This is a genomic window from Kocuria sp. CPCC 204721, assembly GCF_040980945.1.
Classification (GTDB): Bacteria; Actinomycetota; Actinomycetes; order Actinomycetales; family Micrococcaceae; genus Kocuria; species Kocuria marina.
In genome coordinates this window covers 1-26,672 of record NZ_JAVKPO010000014.1, presented here as the reverse complement: position 1 = coordinate 26,672, position 26,672 = coordinate 1, and the positions used below count along the sequence as shown (strand labels likewise).

At 67.6% G+C, this 26,672-nt stretch carries 21 protein-coding genes and 1 tRNA gene; 14 read left to right on the top strand and 8 right to left on the bottom strand.

The genetic code is table 11. The annotated features are described in order from the left end of the window. Positions 1–103: 103 nt before the first annotated feature. Positions 104–2,851, top strand: coding sequence for a multicopper oxidase domain-containing protein (locus tag RF637_RS11265; RefSeq protein WP_144931580.1), 2,748 nt, complete (start codon positions 104–106; stop codon positions 2,849–2,851). A 53-nt stretch (positions 2,852–2,904) separates the two neighbouring features. Here the strand turns inward: RF637_RS11265 and RF637_RS11260 are convergent, their stop codons facing one another. After that, positions 2,905–7,977, bottom strand: a complete 5,073-nt coding sequence (locus RF637_RS11260) for an NAD-glutamate dehydrogenase (protein ID WP_368844871.1) — start codon at positions 7,975–7,977, stop codon at positions 2,905–2,907. 353 nt (positions 7,978–8,330) lie between these two features. On the opposite strand from RF637_RS11260, the gene RF637_RS11255 reads away from it, so the two are divergent. Then, positions 8,331–9,164: a formate/nitrite transporter family protein gene (locus RF637_RS11255; protein WP_085106519.1), complete on the top strand. Its 834-nt coding sequence runs from the start codon at positions 8,331–8,333 to the stop codon at positions 9,162–9,164. A gap of 13 nt (positions 9,165–9,177) precedes the next feature. Here the strand turns inward: RF637_RS11255 and RF637_RS11250 are convergent, their stop codons facing one another. Beyond that, complete coding sequence (locus RF637_RS11250; RefSeq protein WP_167318881.1) at positions 9,178–9,723, bottom strand: histidine phosphatase family protein; 546 nt, start codon at positions 9,721–9,723, stop codon at positions 9,178–9,180. A 196-nt stretch (positions 9,724–9,919) separates the two neighbouring features. Continuing rightward, positions 9,920–10,366 carry a YsnF/AvaK domain-containing protein gene (locus RF637_RS11245; RefSeq protein WP_064845575.1) on the bottom strand — a complete coding sequence of 149 codons (447 nt, stop codon included), beginning with the start codon at positions 10,364–10,366 and terminating at the stop codon, positions 9,920–9,922. Positions 10,367–10,471: 105 nt separating this feature from the next. Here RF637_RS11245 and RF637_RS11240 point away from each other — a divergent pair, with 105 nt between their 5' ends. From RF637_RS11240 to RF637_RS11230, 3 genes are all read left to right on the top strand, one after another. Further along, positions 10,472–11,107, top strand: a complete 636-nt coding sequence (locus RF637_RS11240) for a tetratricopeptide repeat protein (protein ID WP_368844870.1) — start codon at positions 10,472–10,474, stop codon at positions 11,105–11,107. Next, the gene (locus RF637_RS11235) at positions 11,104–12,147 is read left to right on the top strand and encodes an aldo/keto reductase family oxidoreductase (RefSeq protein WP_368844869.1); all 1,044 of its coding nucleotides are present in this window, start codon (positions 11,104–11,106) and stop codon (positions 12,145–12,147) included. The genes RF637_RS11240 and RF637_RS11235 overlap by 4 nt, the downstream gene beginning before the upstream one ends. 183 nt (positions 12,148–12,330) lie before the next feature. Beyond that, on the top strand, positions 12,331–12,882 hold the full coding sequence (locus RF637_RS11230) for a DUF2617 family protein (protein WP_064845577.1): 552 nt from the start codon (positions 12,331–12,333) through the stop codon (positions 12,880–12,882). Positions 12,883–12,915: 33 nt separating this feature from the next. Here RF637_RS11230 and RF637_RS11225 read toward each other — a convergent pair whose 3' ends face one another. Then, positions 12,916–13,392, bottom strand: a complete 477-nt coding sequence (locus tag RF637_RS11225) for a thioesterase family protein (RefSeq protein ID WP_064845578.1) — start codon at positions 13,390–13,392, stop codon at positions 12,916–12,918. Between the two features lie 117 nt (positions 13,393–13,509). Here RF637_RS11225 and RF637_RS11220 point away from each other — a divergent pair, with 117 nt between their 5' ends. The 3 genes from RF637_RS11220 (at position 13,510) to RF637_RS11210 (ending at position 15,503) form a co-directional block, all read left to right on the top strand. Then, the gene (locus RF637_RS11220) at positions 13,510–14,148 is read left to right on the top strand and encodes a YdcF family protein (RefSeq protein ID WP_240505610.1); all 639 of its coding nucleotides are present in this window, start codon (positions 13,510–13,512) and stop codon (positions 14,146–14,148) included. A 288-nt stretch (positions 14,149–14,436) separates the two neighbouring features. Continuing rightward, complete coding sequence (locus tag RF637_RS11215) at positions 14,437–15,300, top strand: metal-dependent hydrolase (RefSeq protein ID WP_368844868.1); 864 nt, start codon at positions 14,437–14,439, stop codon at positions 15,298–15,300. Positions 15,301–15,419: 119 nt separating this feature from the next. Beyond that, positions 15,420–15,503: transfer RNA gene (locus RF637_RS11210), tRNA-Leu, on the top strand. A 215-nt stretch (positions 15,504–15,718) separates the two neighbouring features. Here the strand turns inward: RF637_RS11210 and RF637_RS11205 are convergent. The 3 genes from RF637_RS11205 to RF637_RS11195 all read right to left on the bottom strand — a co-directional run bounded on the left by RF637_RS11205 (position 15,719) and on the right by RF637_RS11195 (position 18,420). Continuing rightward, on the bottom strand, positions 15,719–17,227 hold the full coding sequence (locus RF637_RS11205; protein WP_368844867.1) for a hypothetical protein: 1,509 nt from the start codon (positions 17,225–17,227) through the stop codon (positions 15,719–15,721). A gap of 84 nt (positions 17,228–17,311) precedes the next feature. Then, positions 17,312–17,500 (bottom strand): hypothetical protein, encoded by a 189-nt coding sequence (locus RF637_RS11200; protein ID WP_368844866.1) that lies wholly within the window; start codon positions 17,498–17,500, stop codon positions 17,312–17,314. After that, positions 17,464–18,420: a hypothetical protein gene (locus RF637_RS11195; protein WP_368844865.1), complete on the bottom strand. Its 957-nt coding sequence runs from the start codon at positions 18,418–18,420 to the stop codon at positions 17,464–17,466. The genes RF637_RS11200 and RF637_RS11195 overlap by 37 nt, the downstream gene beginning before the upstream one ends. A 107-nt stretch (positions 18,421–18,527) precedes the next feature. On the opposite strand from RF637_RS11195, the gene RF637_RS11190 reads away from it, so the two are divergent. Next, positions 18,528–18,860: a hypothetical protein gene (locus RF637_RS11190; RefSeq protein WP_368844864.1), complete on the top strand. Its 333-nt coding sequence runs from the start codon at positions 18,528–18,530 to the stop codon at positions 18,858–18,860. A gap of 53 nt (positions 18,861–18,913) precedes the next feature. Here RF637_RS11190 and RF637_RS11185 read toward each other — a convergent pair whose 3' ends face one another. Further along, positions 18,914–19,675, bottom strand: a complete 762-nt coding sequence (locus RF637_RS11185; RefSeq protein ID WP_368844863.1) for a hypothetical protein — start codon at positions 19,673–19,675, stop codon at positions 18,914–18,916. Positions 19,676–20,036: 361 nt separating this feature from the next. Here RF637_RS11185 and RF637_RS11180 point away from each other — a divergent pair, with 361 nt between their 5' ends. The 5 genes from RF637_RS11180 to RF637_RS11160 all read left to right on the top strand — a co-directional run bounded on the left by RF637_RS11180 (position 20,037) and on the right by RF637_RS11160 (position 26,581). Then, positions 20,037–20,234 (top strand): hypothetical protein, encoded by a 198-nt coding sequence (locus RF637_RS11180; RefSeq protein ID WP_368844862.1) that lies wholly within the window; start codon positions 20,037–20,039, stop codon positions 20,232–20,234. A 119-nt stretch (positions 20,235–20,353) separates the two neighbouring features. After that, complete coding sequence (locus RF637_RS11175; RefSeq protein ID WP_368844861.1) at positions 20,354–21,304, top strand: hypothetical protein; 951 nt, start codon at positions 20,354–20,356, stop codon at positions 21,302–21,304. Between the two features lie 107 nt (positions 21,305–21,411). After that, a complete protein-coding gene (locus tag RF637_RS11170) occupies positions 21,412–23,577 on the top strand; it encodes a site-specific DNA-methyltransferase (protein ID WP_368844860.1) in 2,166 nt (721 codons plus the stop codon). Then, positions 23,577–26,126, top strand: coding sequence for a DEAD/DEAH box helicase family protein (locus RF637_RS11165; protein ID WP_368844900.1), 2,550 nt, complete (start codon positions 23,577–23,579; stop codon positions 26,124–26,126). The genes RF637_RS11170 and RF637_RS11165 overlap by 1 nt, the downstream gene beginning before the upstream one ends. A 176-nt stretch (positions 26,127–26,302) precedes the next feature. Continuing rightward, entirely contained in the window at positions 26,303–26,581 is a 279-nt protein-coding gene (locus RF637_RS11160) for a hypothetical protein (RefSeq protein WP_368844859.1), read from the top strand. Positions 26,582–26,672 lie beyond the last annotated feature (91 nt).

The following is a 26,672-nucleotide window of genomic DNA, read 5'->3' as shown; positions in this document are numbered from 1 at the left end:
CGGTCCCCGTGGCGCTCCGGGCGGCGGTCCGGGCGGCGGTCCGGGCGGAACCAGCAGCCGCCTATTATGGTATTTCGTACACCAATTATGGAACGGATTCAGCGTGCCCCCCATCAGTGCCCCGCAGCGGCCCAGCACCTCCACCGCCCGCAGGGGCCGCTCATGGCACCGCACCGCGGGCAAGCCCGTGCGCTGGTGGCTCGTGGCCCTCGTGATCGTGATCGCAGCGCACCGGTGGATCCCGGACACCCGATGGCTCATGGTGCACATGGTCACGCTCGGGCTGATCACCACGTCCATCATGGTGTGGTCCCAGCACTTCACCGAGGCACTGCTGCACCACAAGCTCCCGGACTCCGGCCGTCCGCGGCAGATCGTGCGGATCTACGGGGTCACGGTGGGCACCGCCCTGTTGATCGTGGGGATGCTCGCGGGGTGGTGGTGGCTCACTGTGGCCGCGGCCACCGTGATCGGCGTGATGCTCACCTGGCACGGCCTGGCCCTGCTGGCACAATCGCGCACCGCACTGCCCGCGAGATTCGGACTCACCGTGCGCTGGTACGCCACGGCCGCGTTCTTCTTGCCCGTGGGGGCGGTGTTCGGCACGATCCTGGCCCGCGACCTCTCCGCGACGTGGCACTCCCGGCTCCTGCTGGCCCACCAGGCCGTCAATGTCCTGGGTTTCGTGGGCCTCACCGTGTGCGCGACCCTGCTGACGCTGTGGCCCACGATCCTGCGCACCCGGATGCGCGACGACGCGGTGCGGTTGTCACGTATCGCTCTGCCCCTCATGGCCGCGGGCAGTCTCCTCGCTGCCGTGTTCGCGGTGCTCGGAACGGCCCCGCTCACGGCCGCCGCGTTGCTGCTCTACGCCGCCGGCGCGGCCACGGTGGGGTGGCTCATGCTGCGCACCGGGATGCAGCGCCGCCCCGAGGGTTACATGGGATGGTCCGTGGCCTCGGGCATCGCCTGGCTCGTGATGACCACGGTGCTGGCCGCGTGGCTCGTGCTGACCCGCGGGGTGGAGACCTCCGTGGCGCAGTCCCTCACGATCCCGTTCGTGGCGGGATTCCTGGTGCAGACTCTCTTCGGCGCCATGAGCTACATCCTGCCCTCGACCATGGGCGGCGGCCCCGCAACCGTGCGCGCATCTCTGGCCGCCATGAACCGTGCCGGGGTCTACCGCGTCACGGTCGCCAACCTGTGCATCGCGTTGTTCGCCCTGCCCGCCGGGGTCCTGCCCTCGTGGGTCCGCGCGCTCGTGTCGATCGTGGGGGCCGTGGTCCTCGCGGCCTTCATCCCGCTCATGATCTCCTCGGCCAAGGTGGCCATCGCCGCACGACGCCGCGCCGTCGCCGAACGCGCGGCCGGCACAGCACCCACGGACCGCACCGGGGCAACCGCTGCCGAGTCCTCCCGCCGCGGGACGGGAACGGCCACCCAGTTCCTGGCCGGGGTACTCACGGTGCTGCTCACGATCGCGGCGGGGATCGCCGTCGCACCCCAGTCCGCGGGTTTCTCTCTCACGGGCAGCAACAGGTCGAGCGCGGAGGGCACCGGGGAAACCACCGAGGTCAGGATGCATGCCCAGCAGGACATGCGTTTCGACCCGTCCGAGATCCGGGTACCCCAGGGAAACCGCCTGGTGATCCACCTGACCAACGACGACCCCACCACGGTGCACGATCTCGTCGTCGCCAACGGCGCCACCTCCGGCCGCCTGGACCCGGGAGCCTCCGCGACCGTGGACGTGGGAGTGATCACCGACAGGCTGGAAGGCTGGTGCTCGGTGATCGGTCACCGCTCCATGGGGATGACCGTCGACGTGATCCCCGTGGACGCACAGGGCCAAGAGGTCACCGCCACCGGAACGGATGGCGCCCACGGTTCACACGGGCACGCGGAGAACACCGGAACGGACCCGGCGCAGGCGGCGGATCTCAACGCCGCCCCCGGTGAGGGTTTCACGACCCGTTCCCCCGAGCTGGCCCCCGCATCGAACGAAACCGTGCACCGGATGACGCTGGACGTCCAGGAAGTGGCCCGCGAGGTGGCCCCCGGCGTGACCCAGGACGTGTGGACCTACAACGGTCAATACATGGGGCCCACGCTGCGCGGGAAGGTGGGTGACACCTTCGAGATCACTCTGACCAACGGCGGCACCATGGGTCACTCCGTGGACTTCCACGCGGGGGACATCTCCCCCGACCAGGCCATGCGCACGATCGCCCCCGGCGAATCGCTCGTGTATCGGTTCACGGCCCACCGTTCCGGGATCTGGCTCTACCACTGCTCCACCATGCCCATGAGCAGTCATGTCGCAGCGGGCATGTTCGGCGCGGTGATCATCGATCCCCCGAACCTGCCGAGCGTGGACCGTGAGTACCTGCTCGTGCAGAGCGAGACGTACCTCGCGGCCCCGTCCCCGGATCAACCCGGCCTCCCGGAGGGGGTCAACGCGGTTGTGGATCCGGAGAAGATCGCCGCGAAGCAACCCTCGTTCACGATGTTCAACGGCCATGCCACCCAGTACATGCACGACCCGCTCACGGCCCGCCCGGGAGAGCGCGTACGGATCTGGGTGCTCGCGGCTGGCCCGTCCGAGGGGTTGAGCTTCCACGTGGTGGGCGGCCAGTTCGACACCGTCTACGCGGAGGGCGCGTACCAGCTCTCTCCCGATGGACCCGGTAATCCCGGTGGGACGGGTGGCGCTCAGGCCCTGGATCTCGCACCAGCGCAGGGCGGCTTCGTGGAACTCCACTTCCGCGAGCCCGGGACCTACACGTTCGTCAATCACTCGTTCGCCGAGGCCGAGCGGGGCGCCCGGGGGCTGATCCGGGTCCAGGAGTGAGCGGGGCCCGGGCGACGTCGCATCGTCACCCGGACCCCCGGTCACGTCCCGACTCAGTCGGTCAGTGCGCTGCGCAGCGTCCGTAGCGCCACGGACAGCGCGGCGAGTTCGGCGCCGGCGTCTCCGCTGTCGGCCATGGACTCGATCTCGTCCAGGACCTCCCGCAACCGCTCGAGCCGGTCCGCGTTCTCCTGCTCCCACGCCTGGATCTTCTCCTGGGCGTTGTCCCCCGGGGAGTCCAGGGCCTGACCCGCGAGCGCCACGAGCGTGGAGTACAGGTCCTCGCGCATGGCGATCCGGGCCATGTTCTCCCACCGCGTGGTCTGCGGCAGGGCCGTGATCCGGTTGAGCAGGTTCTCCAGGCCGTAGCGGTCGAACAGGGCGAAGTACACGCGGGCGATCATCTGCACGGTCACGCCCTCGCCGGAACCCTGCGCGGTATCGTCCGACGATGCCGCGGCGTCGCCGGGCTCGTACCCCGCGATGCCCTGCGCCTGGGCGAGCCGGGCGACGTCGAGCAGTGCGAACGCGTCGAGCAGTTCCGCCCATTCCACGGCGAGTGCGCGGGGCACGCCCTGGCGCTCGGCGAGCTCGGCCTCGGTCCGGGCGCGCTCGGCGGATTCCTCGCCCAGCAAGCGGTCGTTGCCGAAGCGCAGTGCCACGATGGGCCGGTACATCTCCACGAGCTCCTGGATTCCGGAGTCGGTGTCCTGGCGGTGCAGGAACCAGCGGACCACGCGGTCCAGCAGCCGCCGCATGCGCAGCGACATCCGGTTCCACAGCTCCAGGGGCACCTCCGCGTCCAGCTGGGCGTGGCGGGTGGCATAGCTCTCGAGCTCGAAGATCTCCATGGCCACAGTGAACGCGCGGGCCACGTCCACGAGGTCCGAAACGGAGTCGTCCACCACGCGGTACGCGAAGGCGATCCCGCCGTAGTTGATGATCTGGTTGGCCACCACGGTGGCGATGATCTCCCGGCGCAACGGGTGGGTGTCCAGCTTGTCATCGAAGCGCTCCCGGATCTGGGCCGGGAAGTACTGGGACAGCGTGCGGTGGAACCAGGGGTCGTCCGCGAGGTCGCTGTCCACGAGTGCCGCGGAGAGCTGGATCTTCGCGTACGCCGTGAGCACGGACAGCTCCGGGCCGGTCAGGGGCTGGCCCTGGGCGGCGCGCTCGCGCAGCTCGGAGTCGGAGGGCAGGAACTCCAGCTCCCGGTTGAGGTCCGCGTGCTCCTCCAACCAGTGCATGAGCCGGATGAACGTCTCGGTGAATTCCACACCGCGAGCGCGCTCGGTGGTCAGCAGGACGTTCTGGGCCACGTTGGTGCGGAGCACGAGTTCGGCGACCTCGTCCGTCATGGACTCGATGAACTCCGCGCGCTCGTCCGTGGAGAGCAGGCCGACCTGGACCATGCCGTCCACCAGGATCTTGATATTGACTTCGCGGTCGGAGGACTCCACGCCGCCGGAGTTGTCGATCGCGTCCGTGTTGACCAGGATCCCGTTCAGCGCGGCCTCGGTGCGCCCGAGCTGGGTGGCGCCCAGGTTGCCGCCCTCGCCGATCACCTTGACGCGCAGGTCCTCGCCGTTGACGCGGATGGCGTCGTTGGCCTTGTCCCCGACCTCCTGGTTGGTCTCGGTGGACGCCTTCACGTAGGTACCGATGCCACCGTTGTACAAAAGGTCCGCGGGCGCGAGCAGCACCCTGCGCACGAGTTCCTGCGGGCTGAGCGACTCGACGTCGTCCTCGATCCCGAGCGCCTCGCGCACCTGCGGGGTGATGGGCACAGACTTGTCCCGGCGCGAGTACACGCCGCCGCCCTCGGAGATCACGTCCCGGTCGAAGTCCTGCCACGAGGTGCGCCCGGCGGTGAACAGCCGTTCGCGCTCCTGGTAGGAGGCCGCGGCGTTCGGGGTGGGGTCCAGGAAGATGTCCCGGTGGTCGAACGCGGCGATCAGGTGGATGTGCTCGGACAGCAACATGCCGTTGCCGAACACGTCCCCGGACATGTCGCCCACGCCCACCACGGTGAACGCCTCGGACTGGGTGTCCACGCCGAGCTCGAAGAAATGGCGCTTCACGGACTCCCACGCACCCCGGGCGGTGATGCCCATGGCCTTGTGGTCGTAACCCACGGACCCACCGGACGCGAACGCGTCACCGAGCCAGAAGCCGCGCTCCAGGGAGATCGCGTTCGCGGTGTCGGAGAACGCGGCCGTGCCCTTGTCCGCGGCGACCACCAGGTAGGAGTCGTCGTCGTCGCGGCGCACCACGTTCTCGGGGTGCACCACGGTGTCCCCGGCCACACCGGAGGTCTCGGCCGACTCGCTCGCACCGCCCTCGGAGCCCGGGGTGGAATCACCGCGGGACGACGACGCCGTGTCCCGCGCGGTCCCGTCCTGCGCGGTGCCGGTCTCGGCCTCGCGCTCGATGTTGTCGGTGACGTCCAGCAGGGAGGCAATGAACAGCTTGTAGGCCTCCCGACCCTCGGTCAGCCAGCCCTCGCGATCGGTCGCGGGATCCGGCAGCTGCTTGGGGAAGAACCCACCTTTCGCACCCGTGGGCACGATCACCGCGTTCTTGACCATCTGCGCCTTGACCAGCCCCAGCACCTCGGTGCGGAAGTCCTCGCGCCGGTCGGACCAGCGCAGACCGCCGCGGGCCACCTGGCCGAAGCGCAGGTGCGTGCCCTCCACGCGCGGGGACCACACCCAGATCTCGAAGGCCGGGCGCGGTTGCGGGGCCGCGGGGATGGCCTCCGGGTCCAGTTTGAACGCCATGGTGGGCCGGCTCTGGAACACGTTGGTGCGTAGCGTGGCCGTGACCACGTCCGCGAGCGCGCGGAACAGCCGGTCCGCATTCAGGCTGGGGACCTCGTCGAGCACCCCGGCCAAGCGCTCCAGGGCGCCGTTGCGCGCCTCGTCGCGGGCGGCGTCGTCGTCGGTGAAGCGGGAGGGGTCGAAGCTCGCCGAGAACAGCTCCGCAAGCTCGTGGGTGGCCCGCGGGTAGTCCACCAGAGTGTCCGCGATGAACTCGAACGAGTTGGGGTAGTTCAGCTGCAGCAGGTAGCGCACGTAGGCGCGCAGCACGGCCACGGTGCGCCAGCCCATGCGCTCGGTGAGCACCAGGCGGTCCAGGCTGTCCGACTCGGAGCGGTTGGAGAGCACCGCGCACAGGGTGTGCTCGATGAGGTCCTCCGTCTTGGCGTCCTCGGGGCCCTGGGGGTCCACACCCTCGGGCAGCTCCACACCGAAGTCGTAGAGCTGGAACTCGCGCCCGTCCGCGGGGGTGACCGTGTAGGGGCGCTGGTCCAGCACGGTCAGGCCCATGTTGTGCAGCAGCGGCAGCAGCTCGGTGAGGGACAGCGCCTGGGTGAGGTAGATGTTCAGCCGGACCTGGCCGTCCGCGGTCTGCGCCACGCGCACCTCCGCGGGCAGGTCAGGGTCGCGGCCCCACAGCTCCTCGCAGCGCTTGAGGTCCTGGATGGCCTCCTCGATCTCGTAGTCCTCGCGGTACGAGCCCGGGAACGCGTTCTCCCACACGGGGCCCAGCGCACCGGCCTTGTCATCCTCGAACTCCAGGCCGATCGCCCGGCCCAGGGACTCGGGCCAGGAGCGCACCGCCGCGCGCAGGCGGGCTTCGAGGTCCTCGTGGTCGAAGTCCCGCACCTCACCCGTGTAAGGCAGCCGGATGCGGAAGAACAGGCGGGCCAGCGAGGAGGAGGTCAGGCGCACCTCGAAGTCGATGGCCTCGGCGTCGAAGACCTCGAACAGCTGGGTCTCGATGCGCTGGCGCACCGAGGTGTTGTAGCGGTCCCTGGGCAGGAACACCACGGCGGACATGAAGCGCCCGAAGGTGTCCTGGCGCAGGAACACGCGGGTCTGGCGGCGCTCGTTGAGCCCGAGCACTCCGCCCGCGGTCTCGTGCAGCTCCTCCGCGGACATGTGGAACAGCTCGTCCCGCGGGTAGTCCTCGATGATGCCCATGAGGTCACGGGCGGAGTGGGAGTCCGGGAGGAAGCCGAAGCGCTCGACCACCCGTTGCACCTTCTCGCGCACCAGCGGGGTCTGCTGCGCCGGGACGGAGTAGGCGTGGCGGGAGAACAGCCCGAGGATCAGGTACTCGCCATCCACGTCCCCGTTCTCGGCGAAGGTGCGCACGCCGATGTAGTCCAGGTACTCGCGGCGGTGGATCGAGGAGCGCCGGTTGGCCTTGGTCACGAACACCACCTGGTGGTCGCGCGCGTGGGCGCTGCCCAGGCCCGTGAGCTTCTGGGCGTGGCCCTCGGTGCCCTGCTCCCGCAGCAGCCCCAGGCCCGTGTCCGGGCGCGAGTGCAGCACGGCGTCCTCGCCGTCCGCCTCGAGGTCGTAGCGCTTGATGCCCATGAACACGAAGTTGCCGTCGCGCAGCCACTCCAGGAACTCCTGGCACGCGCCCACGTCCGGCAGCCGGGAGCCGTCCTCGAAGGTGAGGTCCTTCAGGGGCGCGAGGGAGTCGGCGATGCGCTGGGTCTGCTCCAGCATGGCCTCCTGGTCCTCCGCGATCCGGCGCACGTCCGCCACGAGGGCCTCGATGTGGCGTGCGAGCTCCCCGCGGGCCTGCTCGTCCAGGGAACGGTGCAGCTCCATGCGGATCCAGGACTCCACGGCGGTGTGGGAACCCCCGCCGGCGGTGCCGCCCACGAGCTCGTCCGTGATGGGGATCGAGGTGGTGTCCCCGGAGGAGACCGCGGAGATGTTCGGGACCTCCCCCAGGGAGCTCAGCACGTCCTCGGAGTCACGCGCGGCGAGCAGCAGGGGGTGCAGCACGAGTTTGGCGCCACCCCAGTTGGCGGCGATCTCCGTGGTCAGCGTGGACACCAGGAACGGCATGTCCGTGGTGACCATGTACAGCACGGTGTCCCCGTGGTCCTCCCGGACCTCGATGCACAGTTCGTCCGTCCGGCGGCTGCGCCCGACCTCCCGGTGGCTCTCCGCCCGTTCCGTGAGCACCTGCTGGTCCGTGCCCGCCATGTCCGCGTCCGGGACCGAGCGGTAGTACTCGTTGAGCCACGCCTGCTCTGCACTCCATCGCGGCCGCTGCCACACCGTGGGGATGGCCTGGGTGGTGGCTTGAGGAGAGGTCACTGCTGCATCACGCCTTAGCTGTCGTTGAGTTGGGATGTCACTCCACGGCGTGGCTCGTGGTGCCCGGTGGGGCATGGCACACAGACCTCCGCCGGACCGCTCGCCCCGGAACCCATGACGTCTGCCTAACCCACGGCCACACTGCCGCATGTTCCACCACCATAGGACCCCGCGAGCACCGGGACCAGGCGCCGCGCGTGTTCGCGCGAGCGTTGCACGGCCCTACACTCATGCAGTTACGGTTTTCCCCTCGCACCCCGCCCACCGGCGACTGCGGGTGCCCGTGACCCCGCAGCCAGGGCGACCCCGCAGCCGGGGCGCAGCCCCCCCCCACGACAGAAAGCAGAGCAGTCATGACCAACGTGAACCCATTGGATGTGGTGGCGAACGCCGTCACCGCCGGGGAGGCCAAGGCCACAGCGCCCTCCGGCGCCCTCGTGCTGCGCGGCGTGCTGGGCGGTGCCGTGCTCGCGGCCACCACCTCGTTCGCGGTGTCGGCCACCGTGAGCTCCGGCTCGCCCGTGGTGGGCGCCCTGCTCTTCCCCGCCGGCATCACCATCGTGATCCTCATGGGCATGGAGCTGCTCACCGGCGGCTTCGCCCTGACCCCCATGGCCGCGCTGCGCGGACTCGTCCCGTGGTCGGCCGTGGCCCGGTACTGCCTGATGGTGACCATCGGCCACATCATCGGGGCTGCGCTGTTCGCCCTGCTCTACGCGGGCACCCTCACGGGCTTCGGCTCCCACGACGCCGGCGCGCTGGGCAAGAAGTTCGCCGACACTGCTGCGGCCAAGACCACTGCCTACCAGGCCATGGGCTTCGCGGGCATGGTCACGGTGTTCGTCAAGGCCGTGCTGTGCAACTGGCTCGTGTCCCTGGGCGTGTTCATGGGCATGGTCTCCAAGGACACCATCGGCAAGATCGCCGCCATCTGGCTGCCCATCATGGCGTTCTTCGGCCTGGGCTTCGAGCACGCCGTGGTCAACTTCTTCATGATCCCCATGGGCATGCTCATGGGCGCGGACGTGGGGCTGGGCGACTGGTGGATCTGGAACCAGATCCCTGTGCTGCTGGGCAACCTGGTGGGTGGTTTCGTCTTCACCGGACTCGCGCTGATGTACGCGCACCGTCCGGCCCGCACGGAGGCCACCGAGACCGCGGCCGCTCGCCCGGGCGCAGAGCAGTAGTCCGGTAGGTCGGTCAGGGGGCGGCAGCCAGCTGCTGCGTGGTCACCTCGACCACTTCCCCGTTCTGCAGGCTCGGCAGCTCGACCCCCAGGATCCGGCCCGCGGTCAGGCGGATGAACGTCCCGTGGGCCACGATCATCACGTCCTGCTGCGGGTACCGCGCGGCGATCTCGCGCAGTACCGCGATCCCCCGCTGCACCACGTGCTCGGCCGCCTCACCGTGCTCCTCCATGAACGCGTGCCGCTCGTCCTCTGTCATCCCGGTGCAGTCGTAGCCCTCCGCGTCCCCGAAGGAGCGCTCCGCGAGGTCCGCGTAGGTCCCCGCCGGCGCGAGTCCGAGCTGCGCCCCGATGATCCGGGCCGTCTCCCGTGCGCGCTGCAGGGGAGAGGAGACCAGCGCATCCCAGTGTCGCCCCGACGCCGCGAGTTCCCGGCCCACCGCGCGGGCCTGTTCCCTGCCCGTGTCGTTGAGGGGGATGTCCGTGCGGCCCTGCAACAACCGTTGCAGGTTCCAGTCCGTCTGGCCGTGGCGGATCAGGGTCAGGGTCGTTTCGTTCACCCCACCAAACTACCCCGCGGACACCCTGATGCCGCAGCGGCGTCGTCACCCTGTGACGCGGACGCGGACGACGCCGCATCCACCGCGGGTGCCGCTGGCCGGGGGTTCCGTCGCGAGGGCGGACGACGACGGACCGGCACCCCGCTCGGAGATGCCGGTCCGTTGGAAGCTCTTGCCGCGGGCGACGCCGCGTGGCTCAGTGCGCGGGGCGCTCGTCCGTCTCGATGTCCACGCGCTCCTTGCGCAGGGTCTCCTCGATCACCTCGGTGCGCTCGACACGCTCGGCGACCAGGCGGACACGCTGGTACGGGACCCGCATGGTCTGCACCACGGGCTCGGTGCGGTACAGGATCAGTTCGTCCTCACCCACGGGCAGCTCGCGACCGTCCAGGAACGCCTGACGCTCCTCCTCGGTGATGGGGGTGCGCACCACGTTGGCCTCCTCCGAGGCGAGGGTGACCTCCTGGCGGACGGGCTCACTCACCACGTACTTACGCAGCCGGGCACGGCCGGTGACCTCCTCCTCGCGGTTGATCACCAGACGCTCCTCGTGACGGATCACGGAAGCATGCTCGTCGTCCGGGGCTGCTGCGTGGCGGGGATCGCGCGAGTCCTGCCCCGGTGCGGTGTTCTGTACTGCCATCCTGACCTCCTGGGAGAGTGTGGTTTTGAGATTAGCAGCCGGGTTCCGAATCGGCCCACCATGTAGCATCCTTAGATTCTTACTGGGTCCCGGGAGGTTGATCTGATGAGTTACTCGGATGACGGCAACGGTTATTTCACGCGTGCTCTGGACGCCGAGGACCGCGGTGAGCACGACCTCGCGGAGACCGCGTACCGACAGGCCATCGAGCTGTTCCACGAATCCGGCGACACCGCCAAGGAACTCGCCGCGTGCCACTACAACCTGGGCCACATCTACGTGGTCATGGAACGCACCAGCAAAGCCGTGGCGGAATACCGCACCGCGCTCGAGTACTTCTCCCAGCTCCCGGGCAGTGGCAAGCATAAGGCCCGCGCGCACCTGATCCTGGGGTCCCTGCTGGTCGAGACCGGGGAGTTGCGCGCGGCCGAGACCCAGTTGTTGGACGCCCTGGGCCAGTACCTGGACGCCCCCCACGAACCCCGCGACCAGGCCGACTGCTACAGCAACCTCGCACGGGTCTACCGCGAGACCCAGCGCAACGCGCAGGCTGTGACCGCGTACAACCGCGCCGTGGACTTCTACGAGGAGGTCCCCGATTCCCTGCGCGACCGCTCCGACTGTTTCACGGAGCTCGGAACGGTCTACGAGAGCACGGGCAAACTCGACGAGGCCGCCGCCGCGTTCGCCGAGGCCGCCCGCCTGCGCCGCGGCGCCGAGCAGCAGGGCGGGCGCCCGTGAGCACTCCCCTGATCTACGGGTGCATGACCCTGGGTGGCTCCTGGGGTCAGGAGTCCGTCCCGGCGTCCCAGTACGACGTCGCTCGCGAGGCCGTGTACGCCGCGCACCGGGCCGGGTTCGAACTCTTCGACCACGCGGACATCTACATCGGCGGCGCCTCTGAAACCCTGTTCGGTCGCATCCTGGCCGAGGACGCCCTGCTGCGGCGCGCGGTGCGGATCCAGACCAAGTGCGGGATCAAGCTGCCGGGTAACACCGGGCCCCAGGGCTCACCCGTCCACTACCGACTCGACCGTGACTCCGTGCGGTCCTCCCTGGAGGGGTCCCTGCAGCGGCTCGGCGTGGACCACGTGGAGCGGTTGTTCCTGCACCGCCCGGATCCGCTCACACCCCTGGGCGAGACCGCGCGGGCCCTGGACGAACTGCACCGTGAGGGCCTGATCGGTTCCGTGGGGCTGTCCAACATGACGCCGCATCACGTGGCCGCGTTCCAACAACTGTTGAGCGTGCCCGTGACCGCGGTGCAGATCCAGATGAGCCTGGCGCACCGCGATTTCGTGGAGTCCCAGGTGCTCGCCAATCACCCGGAGGGGACCGGGGTGTCGTTCCCCGGTGGGCTGCTCGCCCAGTGCATCGCGGACGAGATCGAGTTGCAGGCATGGGGTGCCATGGCCGGCGGGATCTATTCGGGTGCACCCGCGCCCGGAGCTACGTCCGCGCCGGCCGCCTCGTCCGGGGAGGACGGGATGGGCGGTGCGGAGACCGGGGGTGCGGCGTCGTCCTCCGGCGGTGCGAACGAGGACCCCGTACGGCGGACGAGCGCCCTCGTGGAGCAGCTCGCCCAGCGCATGGGCGTGTCCCGCGAGGCCGTGGTGGTGGGTTGGTTGCTGCGCCACCCGTACGGTATCCGCCCGATGGTGGGGACCTTGAACCCGCAGCGGATCGCCGCGTGCGCGCAGGCGCCGCGGGCCGCCGAGCTCATGACCCACGAGGACTGGTACGCACTGTGGACGGCGGCGCGGGGCCGTCCGCTGCCCTGATCCAGCCCCTGTCACCGCAGCCGTTCCGGCACGCACCGCGTCCGTGTGGGCCCGGGTGGCATATATGCGTCGTCATCAAACGGTGACCTTCCGGTGCTTGCTCGCGCACCCGCTTGGTGGATATTTTCTTCTGTAAAGCCGATGCGGCGGACTGCCGCGGGGTCGAAGAGGGAGAACAAGGCTATGGAGCATCGCTGGCTGACCCCGTTGCACGGGCATGTCGTGTGCCGCCCGGAACAGTTCGGGTACCGCACGGACCTGGGCGTGCTGGACGCACCGGCCGGGCGCTCGCTGCGAGTGGACGAGCACACGGTCGTGGAACTGCGTGTGGGTTCCTTGCACCACCAGTGCGTGATCACCCACGCCGGGGAGCAGTGGGTCGAGACCGTGGGTCTGTTCGAGGACACCGCAGCGCAGCTGCCCACGCTGTGCAGCATCGCCCACCCCACGCCGTTCGCCTCGCACGTGGAAGTGGGCTGCACGGTCACCGAGCACTCCCCTCGCGGTCTGCAGCGGGAGCTCGCGCGCCTGCACGACACCCTGGATGCGGCGCCCCTGGCGGTGTGCGTCCAGGACACCGAGGACCCCGCGGCGGTCACCGCTGCCACGTGCCACGCGGACCCGGACTCCCACGCCGTGCTGTGGTGGACGTGGCGGGTCTTGCCGGAAAGCGGCCACATCCTGCGCACCCGCGCGCAGCTGCGGTTGCGAACCCCGGTGAAGCTCGCCGCCTGAGCGACGTCGGCGCGGTGCGCGGGTGTGCGCAGGTCAGAACGGCGACGGCGCCGTATACGGTTCCAGCAGTTCGCGCTGTTCGGGGGTCAGGCGCACCACCGTGCGCGTGCTCGGGAGGTAGAACGCGAGCTGGGTCTGGGCGCGGACGCAAGGAGCGCCGTCGGCGAAGTCGAGGATCTCGAATCCCAGGACCAGGGTGGCGGCCCGGGCGGAGACCACCCACACGCGCACATCCACGGGGACGTTGCGGTACGCCAGGGGGCGCAGGTACTTGACCCGGTGCTCGGCGATCAGCGCCTGGGTGCCCTCCGGGAGCACTGAGAACAAGGGGATCTTGGCCGGCAGGACCTGCTCGCCCGTGCCTACGGGGACGCCGAACGCGGCGATGCGCGCTTCCTCGAGCACACGGACGACCTCCACGTTGTTCACGTGGCCGTACGAGTCCATGTCCCCCCACCGGAGCGGAACCTGGCAGGTCATCGAACGTTCGAGGTGGTCGTTCGAGCGCATGAGCTGACTCCTTGGTGGGTGTTTACCGGTACGAGATGCAGAAGCCTCGGAAGGGGTTCCGCTGGATGAGATGATATCCGCGGCATTCCTGTAAAGCCCCACATCGGAAGGACATCCGTGGCACACGCGGCCCCCGGGCAGACCCTCGCCAAGAAGCGGCGGTGGCCCCTGCTGGTGTTGACCGTCCTGACGATCCTCGTGGTGCTGTGGCTCGCGGTGTGCCACGCCGTGCTGGACAACCCCCGCGTGGATCCGCCGAAACGATCTGACGCGGTGTTCGTGCTCGGACCGCCGGACACGTCCCGTGTGGCCTACGCGGAGGACCTCGTGTTCAACCAGCACGTGGCGGACACGCTGGTGATCTCCGCCCCGGACCCCCAGCCGTACGAACCACCGCAGATGCAGGAGTACTACTCGACCCGCCCGTTCTGCGCGCCCCGGGAGGGCGTGGAGGTGATCTGCTTCAAACCGGATCCGTCCACGACCCAGGGCGAGGCCATGGAGCTGCAGAAGCTTTTCGAGGAACGCGGGTGGGACACCGTGACCGCCGTAACCTTCACCCAGCACGCGCCCCGATCGCGGCTCATCCTCTCCCGCTGTTATCCCGGTGAGCTACGCATGTCCGCCGTGGACTTCCACATCACGGGCAAGAGCCTGCTCATGCAGTACCTGCACCAGACGGGCGGCTTCATCAAGGCCTGGCTCACACCGGGGTGCGATCAGCAGCTCCCCTGGAACCCCAAGTCTCTGGACTGACGCTTCACGCTCACGAATCGAGGGGTGGTGCGCGGACCCACCCACGCTGGTTCGGCAGGGCAGGACATGGCCCCACGCGGGTGACTGAGGCGCGGTGCACCGACCGTCGTGAACGGATGGCGCGGGGCATGGACGCGCGGTGGTCGACTGCCGCGCACAGTGCGGATCCGAGCAGGTCGCCGAGGCGGCCTCCGCAGCCGCTTATGCAGGTCGGAACCGGTTCCTACCCTGGGGTCTGCTTCTTCCCCGAGGTCTTGAGAGGACCACCACCATGCCCAGGTTCCCCCGATGATGGGCCCCAGCCATGCCGCGTGCGGTGCAGCCGCGTGGGTGGCGCTGACCGGTACCTACACCGTGCACCTCGCCAACGTCTCCGTGCCGGTGGGTTTGGGGGTGATGCCCGTGGGCGACCCCGGCGTCATCACCGGCGCGCTGATCTGCGCCGGCGCGGCCCTGCTTCCGGATCTCGACCACCCCGGGGGCACGGTCGCCCGCTCCCTCCCGCCACTGTCCACGTGGGTGGCCCGGGCGGTCGGCAAACTCTCCGGGGGCCACCGCAGGGCCACACACTCGCTCCTGGGGCTGCTCCTGATCATCGTCCTCGCGCTGTTGTCCCAGCGCGCGTCCGTCCCCGTGGGGGACGCCCTGCGCTGGAACTCCTTCTCCTGGCCCGGGGCGGAAGGTCAGGCTGGAGAGATCCCGGACGCCGCGGCGTCGTTACCAGGACAGGTGTGGCCCCTGGCGGCGGTGCTGTCCGTGCTGCTCATCGCGTGCGCGGTGAAGGTCCTGGCGTTCGTCCCGGACCGGCTCTCCCATGCGAACTGGATCGTGGGCATCCTGCTGGGGGCGTTCGTCGCGGCGAATCCCCCGCAGGACCCGCGCTGGTTCGTGGTGGCCGTGGGTCTCGGATGCGCCGTGCACATGCTGGGGGACCTGCTCACGACCCAGGGGATCCACCTGTTGTGGCCCCTGCGCACGTCCCTGCCGCTGCCCACCGCGTTCTACAAAGGCCGCTCGTTCGTGCGCTTCCCCGTGCTCGGCAACGCGGGCTCCGCCCGGGAGATCGCCCTGCTGGTCCCGGTGACGCTCTACGCGCTCGCCGGACTGTTCTGCGCCGGCGTCACGTGGGCGGGACTCACGGTGAGCATCTGAGGCGCCACAGCGCCGTCGCCCCTACCGAGAGTTCGACGACGCCGCGATTCGCCAAACGTCGCACGCGTCAGGTATTCTTTTCGACGTTGCTCACCGGCGAATGCCGCGTGGAGCAACGAGCGCGAGTGGCGGAATAGGCAGACGCGCACGGTTCAGGTCCGTGTGCCCGAGAGGGCGTGGGGGTTCAACTCCCCCCTCGCGCACCGCGGCTATTCAGTACTAGTAGCCGATTTCTTCAAGAGAACTCCCGGTCCCGGGTCACCAGGACCGGGAGTTCTTTTGTTGGGGGGGCCGTTGTCGCGCCTCCGGGTGCACCACCGACCCCGTGAAGCGTGGCGAACCGGCGCTCGGCAGGCCCGCGACAGCGAAAAGCCCCCGTCCGGACCTGTTTCCGGGCAGGGGCTGGCAGGGCGAGGGGCTACGTGGTGATCGACTCCAGCGTGGCTGGCCAAGTGTTGGGTGCGCCCGTGGCGGGACCCGCCCGAGTTGCGGGCGGCTGATGGTTAGGGTCCGTCCAGGCGGGGTCGTCGGGGTCGGGCAGGTAGGGGTCAGCCGAGCCTGTCCACCGCTCGAAGAAGTCTGTCGGCATGCTGATGATCAGGCGCGCGTTCACCGCGTCCACGAAGAACGCCAGAGCCAGGGCGATCTTGTTGCGCCCGAGGACCTTGATCGAGCCCTTGGCGAAGCGCCCGTGGTGGTCCTTGAAGTTGCTGTTGGCGGTCTCGGAGAGGTTCCGGGCACCGTAGGCACGCTCCCACTCTGGCGAGCCCCAGACGTACGGCTGGTAGAAGCGGATCACGTCCAGGATGGGGACGACCTTGGTCTTGCCGCAGGCGCAGTCGTCACCCCGGACGTGGTTGGTGGTCGGGCGGGTGATCCGACGCCCACCCCGTGAGTGCTGCTTCACGGCCTTCAGCCGCATCGACGCCGGATGGTTCACGCAGCGGACCTGTCCTCGCACGGCAGGACCGACGAGGCGGACGGTGCCCCTCTCGGGATTCCAGTCCTCGAACCCGAAGGCGAAGGCGTGGCGCCTGGCGACCGCCTCGGCCCGCTTCTCCTTGACCTCGTGGGACTCCAGCGGCGAGCGGGTGGAGACCGCATCGTGCTTGGTCACCTTGTCACTGACCAGGAGCAGTCCGTCGCGCCACCGGGTGCCCTTGATCGGACCGGGCGCGACACCCCGGTTGTTCGGGTGGAGGTCGAAGACCTGCCGCAGGCCGCGTTCGAAGAGAGGAGCCGCCCAGTGCTCAACCTTCGCGTTCGAGTACCCCCGGTCGACCATCACCTCGTCCGGCGTCCGCTCCAGGACGCGCCGCATGCCGTCCAGGGACTCGATGCCAGCAATGCCTCGATGGGTGCTGCCGGGCGCGAGGTGAAGGACTCGAATCACGGGTGGGGCGTGGAGGTCAGACCCTGCCTCGCGCGAGTCGACCAGGAAGTGGGCCTCGTAGCCGAGGCGGATGTTGCCCGGGCTGAGGTTCTTGCCCGTCTGCACCTGGTCCCGGGCATCTCCGTCGACGGAGTGGATCAGGGTGCCGTCCGCTGACACCCGTGGGAACCCGGCAGTGTTGCTCACCTTCGGGGCCCCTTCGAGGTCACCCGGCACGAGGTAGTCGTCGGTCTTCTCGTAGTCGGCCTTGGCGTGCTTGGCCCAACTGCGACGCCGGGCATGAGTCTCGATCAGGGTGCCGTCGAGAGCCTGCCGCGAGGTCGGGGGGACCTCTGGCGTTTCGATCAGGCGGATGATGAAGTCGTCCAGCGACATCTGGAGCCGAGGATTCTTGACCTTGCCATTGCCCAGACAGATTCGTTCATCGCCAGCGTTGGCCAGCGTCTTGAAGGCGTACTCCACGTGGTGGTAGTCGCAGCGCGTGAACCCGACCTCCCGGCGCTGGGACGGGGTGAGGCCATCGGCCACGTGCATCACGTCGACCAGGTGGAAGGTGGCCTCGCTGTGGAAGGCCGCGAGCGTGCAAAGGCGGATGAAGGCTGCCCAAGAGACGACCCGCTAGCGCCCCGTCTTTGCTGCCATGCGCTCCTGGACGAACGCAGGGGTTCCCTTGCGCTCCAGTCGCTTCATGACCTGACGGAACTCACGCGCGCCCGTGGAGCGCGCTGTCTTGGCGCGCCACCGGGGGTCGTCGTAGTGCTGACGGGTGATCACCGTGAGCGTGCCCCCGAGGCGATGATCAGCCACTCGTCGTCGGCCCACCTGCGCTTCGTGAACGGCGCGATGGCCTCCAGGGTGGAGGCGCTGGTGGTTCCGGCTGCCGCCTGCACCTCGGCCAGGGACGACCCGTTGTCCAAGAGGTCCTTGATCCAGGTGGTCCGCAATCGGCTGGCGGTGAGCGTCGGAAGGTAGGCCGGGGTCTTGATCGCCTTGCGGAAGTTGGCGAAGGTGTCGTTGGACTTCTTCTTCTGCGTCCCGATGATCGGTCCCTCGGGACGAGCGGCACAGAGTGCTCGCAACTCCTCGGTGTACTGCGTCAGGACGGGGGCGATCCGCTCCGCGACCTTGATCGAGAAAACGGGCGCACCGGCGAGGAAGTAGATGTCGCGCGCAGCGATGTCCATGAGTTCGGGCACTTTCAGGCCGCCCCCGTGCGCGAGCACCAACAGGCTGCGGAGGATGTGCGCGCCCTTCTCGCTCTGCTGCTCCACCGCGTCCCAGTAGCCCGCCATCTCGGGCTCGGTGTAGGGCGGAGCGAGTCGGACGTGATTGGTGTACTGGGTCCGATCCGGCTCCCAGGGCGCACGCCTCGTGATCCCTTTGCCGACGTTGGTGAGGGCCGCGCGGTAGTTGCCTTGGCTGTGCCGAGAGGAGGTGCCCTCGCCCTCCGCGATGTACTGCTCCACCCGCTGCGGGGTGAACATCACCTCGGGGTCGAGAGGGAGGTCCTGCTCCAGAGCCCAAGCGAGGAATCGGGCGGTGATCCGCAGCGCGAAGTGAACGCTGGTCGGAGCCCTGTAGGTGCTCTTCGAGACTGCCCTGACTGCGAGCGGCCTGACCGTGTGCCAGACCTCTGAGGGCACACGCTCGCTCTCGGGGGTGTAGTTGTCCAGCACGTCCTGGGCGGTCCTCATGACCACGCCCCCGATGACCAAATCCTTGGGCACAGCCTACCTCCGTTGTGTTTGTGGGTCCTATAAGACCCATCAGCACAACTATAGTAAGGAACCCCGACAATCCTGGAATCGAGAGCGGCTGGCTCTAGGCTGAGGACATGCCCAGGTCCGGAGGAGATGCCGCCCCGCGTGAGTACGTCGCGCGCGGTCAGTGGCCCACGGGCAGGCTCCGCAAGGACGCACCGGTAAGCGCGATCTACGGGCAAGAGTTCGTGAACCGGCTGCTGAAGGCGTTGGAGGCCAGGGGCAATCCGTCGCTGCGCAGCATCGAGCGTGAGGCCAGGGTGAGCAGGCGGACCGTGGAGCGGGTGCTCGCAGGTGAGGTGCTGCCGGACTTCGGAGCCCTTGCCCGCTTGGAGCAGTGGCTGGAGGCCGACCTGTGGCCGGGGCAGGACCTGAGGGAACACGGACGCACGGATCACCCATCCTGATCCCGCTCTCGCGGTCAGGTTGTCGATCTCGCGCGCCCGGATCGGGCGCGTGGTCATCGGGACCGACGCTCCCGCATCGTGTCGGTGGGCTGGTAGATGCCCCTTTGTACCGTGCGCAGTTCGCCGCGCGCCACGAGCCGGGTGATGGCGTCCTGGACCTGTTTGGCGTTCACGTGAGGGTGGTCTCGCTGGACAGCCTGGACGGCTTTGTAGGTTGGGAACTCGGTGCTGTCCCCCAGGAGGTCGCGGAGCAGTTGGGTGAGGTTCGGGACTCCCGCTGCCCGGAGGCGCTCGTTCATGCCACCCGGCGTCGTCTTGGGCACCGGGTCAGGGCCGATCAGTGAGCGCACCCGCCCCCAGTTCGCCGTCCCTGCCCGGCGCTGCTGCCGTGCCGCCAGTTGCTGGGTCCAGTCGAGCCGGGCCACGTCAGTCCGCACGCGCTCTTCGAGTTCGGGAACCTCCTTCATTGCTGCCTCCATGGTGTCGGTCGATGTACCGACTCTGTTGGAGGCAAGGGAAGATTTCGGCATTCGACCAGGAACCTGGTCCTTGCGTAGCACCTGCTCCACATGCGCAAGGAGGTGGCCCCGGAAGTGCTCTCCGGTGAAGGGGCTCGCCTCGATCCCGGCGATCTCATCGGCTTGGGCCCAGCGAGCGCCTTGCGAGGTCAGTCGGAGTGTCTCGCGAGCCATCCCTGCCGAACGGGCCACTAGGTCATAGCCCCGCCGACGCTGCCCGGGCAGGTTCTCACCCGCCGCCTGCGCGAGTACCTCGTGGTTGCCCAGGGCCGACTCGACCGCGTAGGTCAGGGCCATCTGGATCACATCCGCTAGATCAAGAGGGACGAACCGAGCGGAGAGCACGCCGTTGATCCACTCGTCCCAGTTCCGGGCCCGGTGGCGCTCGCGTGGGGCTGGCCGATCTCTCTCTATGGAAGCAACGTAGCGGAGGAGGAGGTGATGGGTGAGCCTGGCCGGCGATCTGAAACACGCCGATCCGCGCACTCATGCCGAATCATTTTTTCGGACTCTCTCGGCTCGCAAAGTGGCAATCCAGGTTGGAGGAGTCGCTTAGTGAAGCACCATCGAAAGACAAACGCGAGCCCATTCCTGGCTGGAAAGAGCGTCAAACTCCGCCTACGGTCCAGGTGTTCGACCATCATCTTCTGGAGGTTCCATGGCGATCAATGAGTATCGAGACGGGCGAGAGCGGCGCACCGCAGCCATGCTGCCCGAGGTCTTCGATCAGGTTCGCAAGATCGCGCATTACGAGAACCGCTCGCTCGCCTACCAGTTGGGCATGTTCGTCGCTGATGGCGTTGCCCAGTGGGTCGAGAAGAACGGGCCAGTTCCCGAGGACGGCCCCAAGTCCTGAGAAGCGAAACGCCCCCATCTCTTGGCGGAGGCCGAGGGCGCTTCAAGGTTCCATGAAAGGAGCGATTTCATGCTAACACCTGGCTGGGACCAGGCAACTCTCTACCGGGATGGTGTGTCGTGAGCACGGCGAAGTCGGGCTACGCGCGCCTTCCCTTCGCGTGGTTGGAGGACGAAGTGTTCACCGACGTGATGAGCGCTGGAGCCTTCAGGCTCCGTGTTCTCATGACGGCGCACTGTGCCTATGACCTCACTGACGGCTGGGTCTCCGAGCGACTCATGCGCTCACTGATGGACGAACCCGCGACTCTTGACGAGTTGCTTCGCCTTGGCTATCTGGAGCCCGCAGTCCGCGAGGAACGCGGCGTTCAGATCGAGGGCTACCGCCTCTCGGGGTTCGAGGACGAGCAAATGAGCCGGGACCAGCGCCTGACGGAACGGGAAGCGGCCCGCAACCGGATGCGCAACGTCAGAGCGAGCAGGAAGGGCAGTGGCGTTCGGGCGAACGTTCGCCCGAACGTGCCGGAGAACATCGTCCGAACTGATCGCGAACGTTCGCGGCGTAGTAGTAGTGCCAGTAGTAGTGGTAGTGGAAGAGACTCAGTGGTTGCGGTCACCGATGACCTCGCGCCGGACGTTGCACAAGGCGCTGCGCGCCGCCGAGACGGGAGCGACCTGCCTGTGCCAGGCGCTGACCCTGTGAACCGTCAGCAGCCCATCCAGGCCGACAACAAGCACTGTGACAGTGCCAACAGGTTCCCCCTCCCCGCCACGCCCTTTCAGGGGCCCGTCCCGCCACCACGAGGCAAACCTCCCGAGGCGGGTGGCTCTGACAACTACGAGCAGCCTCTTCGCCCGTCGCAGGCGGAAGCGCTCTTACTGGCCCGGATCAGCCCCGAGCGCTTCGTCAGGCAGATGAGGGTCAAGGCTGACCAGAAGGGCTGGGAACGCATCGACTGGACCGTGCTGGTGTCCAAGCAGCGCTTCGTAAAGACGTTGGCCGTGCGCCAGGGGGAGGCAGAGGCGCTGCTGCCCCAGGTAGAGGCATGGCTGGAATCGGGTGCCGTGTGAGGCCCCGGTATGGGCCTGGTCGGCCCAGCCTGACCGGTTCGGTCGGTCTCTCCACCTACGATCAGGAGGACGCCCTAAAGGGCACGCGAACGAGGCAGAGCGAGTAGATGGTGAACGACGACCAGCAGAGACTGGAACTGTCCTGGTACAACAAAGACCGGGCGCTGATCCCTACGGAGTCGGGCAGGTACGGCTACACGTGGGTGGACCCCCGAGACCCCCGGTACTGCGAGACGCGGACCCTCGTCATGGATGAGTACGTGGAGGGCGTGCAAGCACCCAAAGTTGAGGGCGTCATATACAGCGAGCGCGCTGATCTGGAACCGACCACAGATAACCTGCTCATCCTTGGCGAGTCAGGAGATGTCCTTGAAGCCTTGACTCGTGTCCCTGAACTGAAGGACAAGTACGTCGGCAAGGTGAAGTGCATCTACATCGACCCGCCCTTCAACACGGGAGAAGTTTTCGGAGAAAGTTACGAAGACAACTTGGAGCACTCGATCTGGTTGACCATGATGCGCGACCGGCTCGATCACCTGCACAAACTCTTGGCTTCCGAGGGGTCGATCTGGGTTCACTTGGACAACAAGGAGAACCACCGGATGAGACTCTTGCTGGACGCGAAGTTCGGTCCGGGAAACTTCGTGGCCGAAGTCGTGTGGCAGAAGGCCGACTCTGGGCGGAATGACTCGGATCGGATCAACGCCTCGCATGACACGATTTTGGTCTATCGGAAGACCTCCAAGTGGGAGCCGAACAGGTTCCCCCGCGAAGAAGCCGACAACGAGCGCTTCCAGTCTCCGGACGGCGACCCCGACCCGTGGTGGGATGACAACCCCACTGGCCCGGCCAAGTCGAAGAACCGGCAGCACCCCGGCATCTACGGGATTCAGCACCCTGTAACGGGCGAGATGAGGTACCCGAGCCCAGGCAACTGCTGGAGGTTTGAGCAGGAGAAGATGCTCGCCGCGATGAGCGAGTACGCGGACTACCGCTTGGCCGACGCTGTTGATGTCAGCGACAGGGCTGAGCGCAGTGGACTCCCGGAGAGCAAGATTCGGACGGACGTGCGTGACCTCGTGCTGGCGGAGCCGCTGGAGTCGGCGCAGGAGAAGGCAGCGGCTCGTTACGCGGCAGGGAACTGGCCGATCATCGTGCTTAGAGGCAAGGGCGGCAAGGGCGGCGGACTGGGGCGGAAGTCGTACATCCCCACGACAGGCCGCGCCGTAAACTCTTGGTGGCCGAACTCGGAGGTCGACCACAACCGCGCGGCCAAGGCTGAAATCAAGGCCCTGTTCCCGAGTGGGGCGCGTTTCGAGACGCCGAAGCCGGAGCGGCTGCTGGAACGGATCATTCACGTGTCCACCGAGCCCGGTGATCTCGTCCTTGACTGCTTTGCTGGCTCGGGCACCACAGCAGCGGTCGCGCACAAGATGGGGCGGCGCTGGGTGGCCTGCGAGTTGCAGGAGTCCAACTTCATCCGCTACACCAAGCCTCGACTGAGCGCGGTTGCCAGTGGGCAGGACCGTGGTGGCGTGAGCGTGCGGGAGCGCGAGACGACCGAGCGACGGCTGAAGCCCGAGGTGGTCCTTCCTGAGGGCATCACGTCTCCTGGTGATGCCTGGTCCATCGAGTCGGCCCTCAACCGCGCCTCGCGGAACATGACGGCACCCATCGACCTCACGGACGTGATCTCCAAGGCAGTGCGCGCGGACCAGCGCTCAGATGAGCCAACCCTTGATGACGGCGAGGCTGCGGAACTGAGTCGCTTGCTGGCCAAGTTGCCTGCCGAGACGGTACGCGAGATGGACTTCCTGCCTCTTGTGAAGCGGGCAGTAGTTGACCAGATCAAGACTGAGCGGCTGCCGGATGAGGTCAACTGGCGCGGCGGTGGAGGCTTTCAGGTCGCCCACCTCGCTCCGGCTTGCTTCGACTATGACCCGGACCTTGACATCGTGACGATGACCAAGGCAGCGCAGGACCCAGCCCTTCTCAGGGCCTCCATCGCTGCGCATCTGCGCTTCCGACTCACGCCGGAGGACAGGCACTTCCACGGCGCGCGTGGGGCGATGCGCCTCTACGTGACCCGCGACCCCCTCACGCCCGAGTACGTGACCTCCTTGGTCTCGCACCTCGGGGATGGCGAGAGTCTGACTGTGGCCTCTACGGTCGTCCTCGACGGGACGGCGGAGGCGCTGCGCAAGGCTCGACGCGGTTCTCGTGTCATGCACATCCCGAGCGACCTGTTCTCAGTCCAGACGAAGGGCAAGTGATGATCCCCGGCTTCACCTACGACGAGCACCTGGTCGCGGAGATCGCGCAACGGTTCGACCTGCGCGAACCCAACGCGAGGGCCTTCCACACTGTGGTCGAGGCCCTCGCCAACGGGTATGACCCCGAGGTGCCGCTGGTCCTCGATCTGGCAACGGGGGCAGGCAAGACCTACATCATGGCGGCGCTGGTGGAGTACCTCCGGGAGAAGGGCATCCACGACGTCCTCGTCGTCACGCCTTCTACCGTCGTGCAGGACAAGACGGTTGCCAACTTCTCCGAGGGAGACCCGAAGTACATCGAGGGCTCCCTGTCCAGCCCCTTCGTCGTCACTCCGAGCGACTACGACACCTGGCGGCCTAACAACACGATGGCCTCCGTGTTCTCGGACGACGGGGCTCCGGCGCAGTTATTCATCCTCAACGTCCACCAGTTGACGGCCCCCACCGAGGCCGAGGGTGAGACCACAGGAGCGGGTAAGGACGCGCAGCGTCGCGCCTTCCGGAAGTTCCGGGAGAACTCGGGAAACCTGCACGAGTACCTGCGTCAGCGCGAAGACTTGGTGATCATCGCGGATGAGCACCACCTCTACGGCGAGACCGCTCAGGCGTTCCGGGCAGGCATCCGGGACCTGTCTCCCGCCGCTGTGGTCGGCCTGACCGCTTCAGCCTCCGAGGAAGACCACGTGATCTTCCGCTACCCGCTGAAGCAGGCGATTCAGGAGAAGTACGTCAAGCGTCCGGTTCTTGCGTTCCGGCGCGGTGGGTACGGGGATGAGAAAGAGGAGCAGCAACTGCGCGACGCGATGGCGTTGCTGGAGGTCAAGCAGAAGCACTACGAGGCATACCACCGCTCCGCGCCGGACATCCCTGAGGTGAACGCCGCTCTGTTCGTGCAGTGCGCCGACGTTGCGCACGCTACGCAGGTAACGACCCTCTTGCGAGGTCCGGAGTTCTTCGGCAGCGAGAGCGCTGTCCTCCAAGTCGACAACCAGCACGACGACGTGCAGACGCTCCAGCGGCTGCGTGAGATGGACCTGCCACACTCGCCTGTCCGCTGCGTGGTCAGCGTCAACAAGTTGAAGGAAGGCTGGGACGTCAAAAACGTCGCCGTCATGGTCACGTTGCGCGCGATGGCTTCTGAGGTGCTCACGCAGCAGACGATGGGCAGAGGACTCCGCCTGCCATTCGGCAAGTGGACCGGCTCGGCGCACGTCGACCAGTTGGACGTCCTTGGGCACGACTCCTTCCGCAAGTTCCTCAGCGACGAACAGGTCCTGAAGTCGTTCGGATTGGAGGACCTCACGCGCGAAGACGTGGCGAGCCCAGAGCCGACCCCCGCGCCTGATCCGGTCGCTACTGACTCGGGAGATCAGGACCAAACAGACACCACCCCGGCAGGGCAGGAGCAGGACGGGACGGAGCAGACTCAGACGCCAGCCCCGGAGGACCAGTCAGAGGTCCGAGAACTTGCCGGGGGCGCAGTTGGCGTGGTCGTCATTGACGACGACGCTCCGGTCGGGGCCGACGAGACGCCCGAGCCCATCGTCATCCGCATGAACGAGCAGTTCGAGGGCGAGACCTTCACCTTCCCAAGCACAGCCATGGTCCGGGAGACCTCGGAGTTCCGACTCTCGCGGGTCGAGGACGACGCCATCAAGAACGCCGCGCGCAAGATCAAGGACCAGGGCGGCGTGCTAGCGCGGGAAGTCATCACGTTCAAGGGCGAGCAGATCGTGACGCGCGAGGAGGAGGATGTTCGCGTCTCCTCCATCAGCATCGACAGTGATCAGGCAAAGAAGGACCTCATCCAGTCCGTCATGCGACTGCGTGTCTTCGACTCCAGCGACCCGGAGAACCTGTCGGTTCTAAAGAATCACATTGCGCCACTTCTGATCACAGAGTCCGGAACCACCGAATGGACGAAGAAGTTGCTCGCCTCGGCGGTGGCGCAAGCCCGGGAGGTCATTTCGCGTGCGGCGAGGGAACACGTCCGGGGGCAGGGGACGCGGACCGTCCTGCACCCGCACGAACTGCCTATCGCGACCGAGTACACGCTTCTCCCCGGCAGGGCCGTCCTCGACCTTCTGCCTGCCGATTCCAAGGGAGACGGCTTCCTGCGTCATCAGCACTATGGCCCATGGGCCAAGGGCTTGTTCGAGGCAGCGGCGTTTGACTCGTTCTCCGCTGAGTACCGGATCGCCGCGATGCTCAACCGTTCCGGAGCGATCAAGTGGTGGAAGCGGCTGTACCACAGCGACGACGCCATCATCGCCTACACGCTGGAGCAGAACTACCGACCGGACTTCGTCGCGCTGGACTTGGACGGCTACCACTGGATCATCGAGGGGAAGGCCGAGTCAGGCAAGGACGACCAGGTCGTCCAGGCCAAGCGCAAGGCAGCCGAGGAGACCGTCCGCCTCATCAGTGCCCACCCAACCTTCGAAGGGCAACGATGGGGCTACGTCATCGCCTATGAGAGCGATGTGAAGACCGCCGACTCGTGGGAGGACCTGTTGGCTGGCTCCGACCCGGTGAAGACCCAGGGCTGAAAGGAGCGCCTGTCAGAGCACGGTGTTCACGGGCCTCCCCACAGGGAACTACATGGTTGTCATTAGCAGCAACTAGACTTCTCCCCAAGAGCACCCCCTCACAGGGGATCGCCGTCCACTCAGAACGCCCGCGTCCGCGTGGCGGTCGTTCCTTCCGTGCTCCGGACGGCCCTGTCGTGGCTGTGGACCTCCCGTTGGGGACCCTGGTGGAGATCGAGCCCTTCGATCAGCCGATCTGCCTCGTGCACGCCTACGTGCCGGAGAACGACGCGCGGGGCGGATGGGTGGACGGAGACGATCTCCCCTTCGACCGTCCCTGGATCAACGCCTTCCAGCCCGAGTGCCTGTCCGGCCCAGCCATCCAGACCCCCGAGTCCCTGATCACCGACCCCGTGGTGGCGGTCGCGATGAAGTCGTTCACCGGGAGCACCTACTGGGCTGACCCCGTTTGGTAGGTCCGGTGGTTGTGTGAGTCGTCCTGTTGCCCGGGGGTCCGGGCAGTGAGACTGGTCAGATCATGACGAACAGCAGGAAGCGTCACACCTC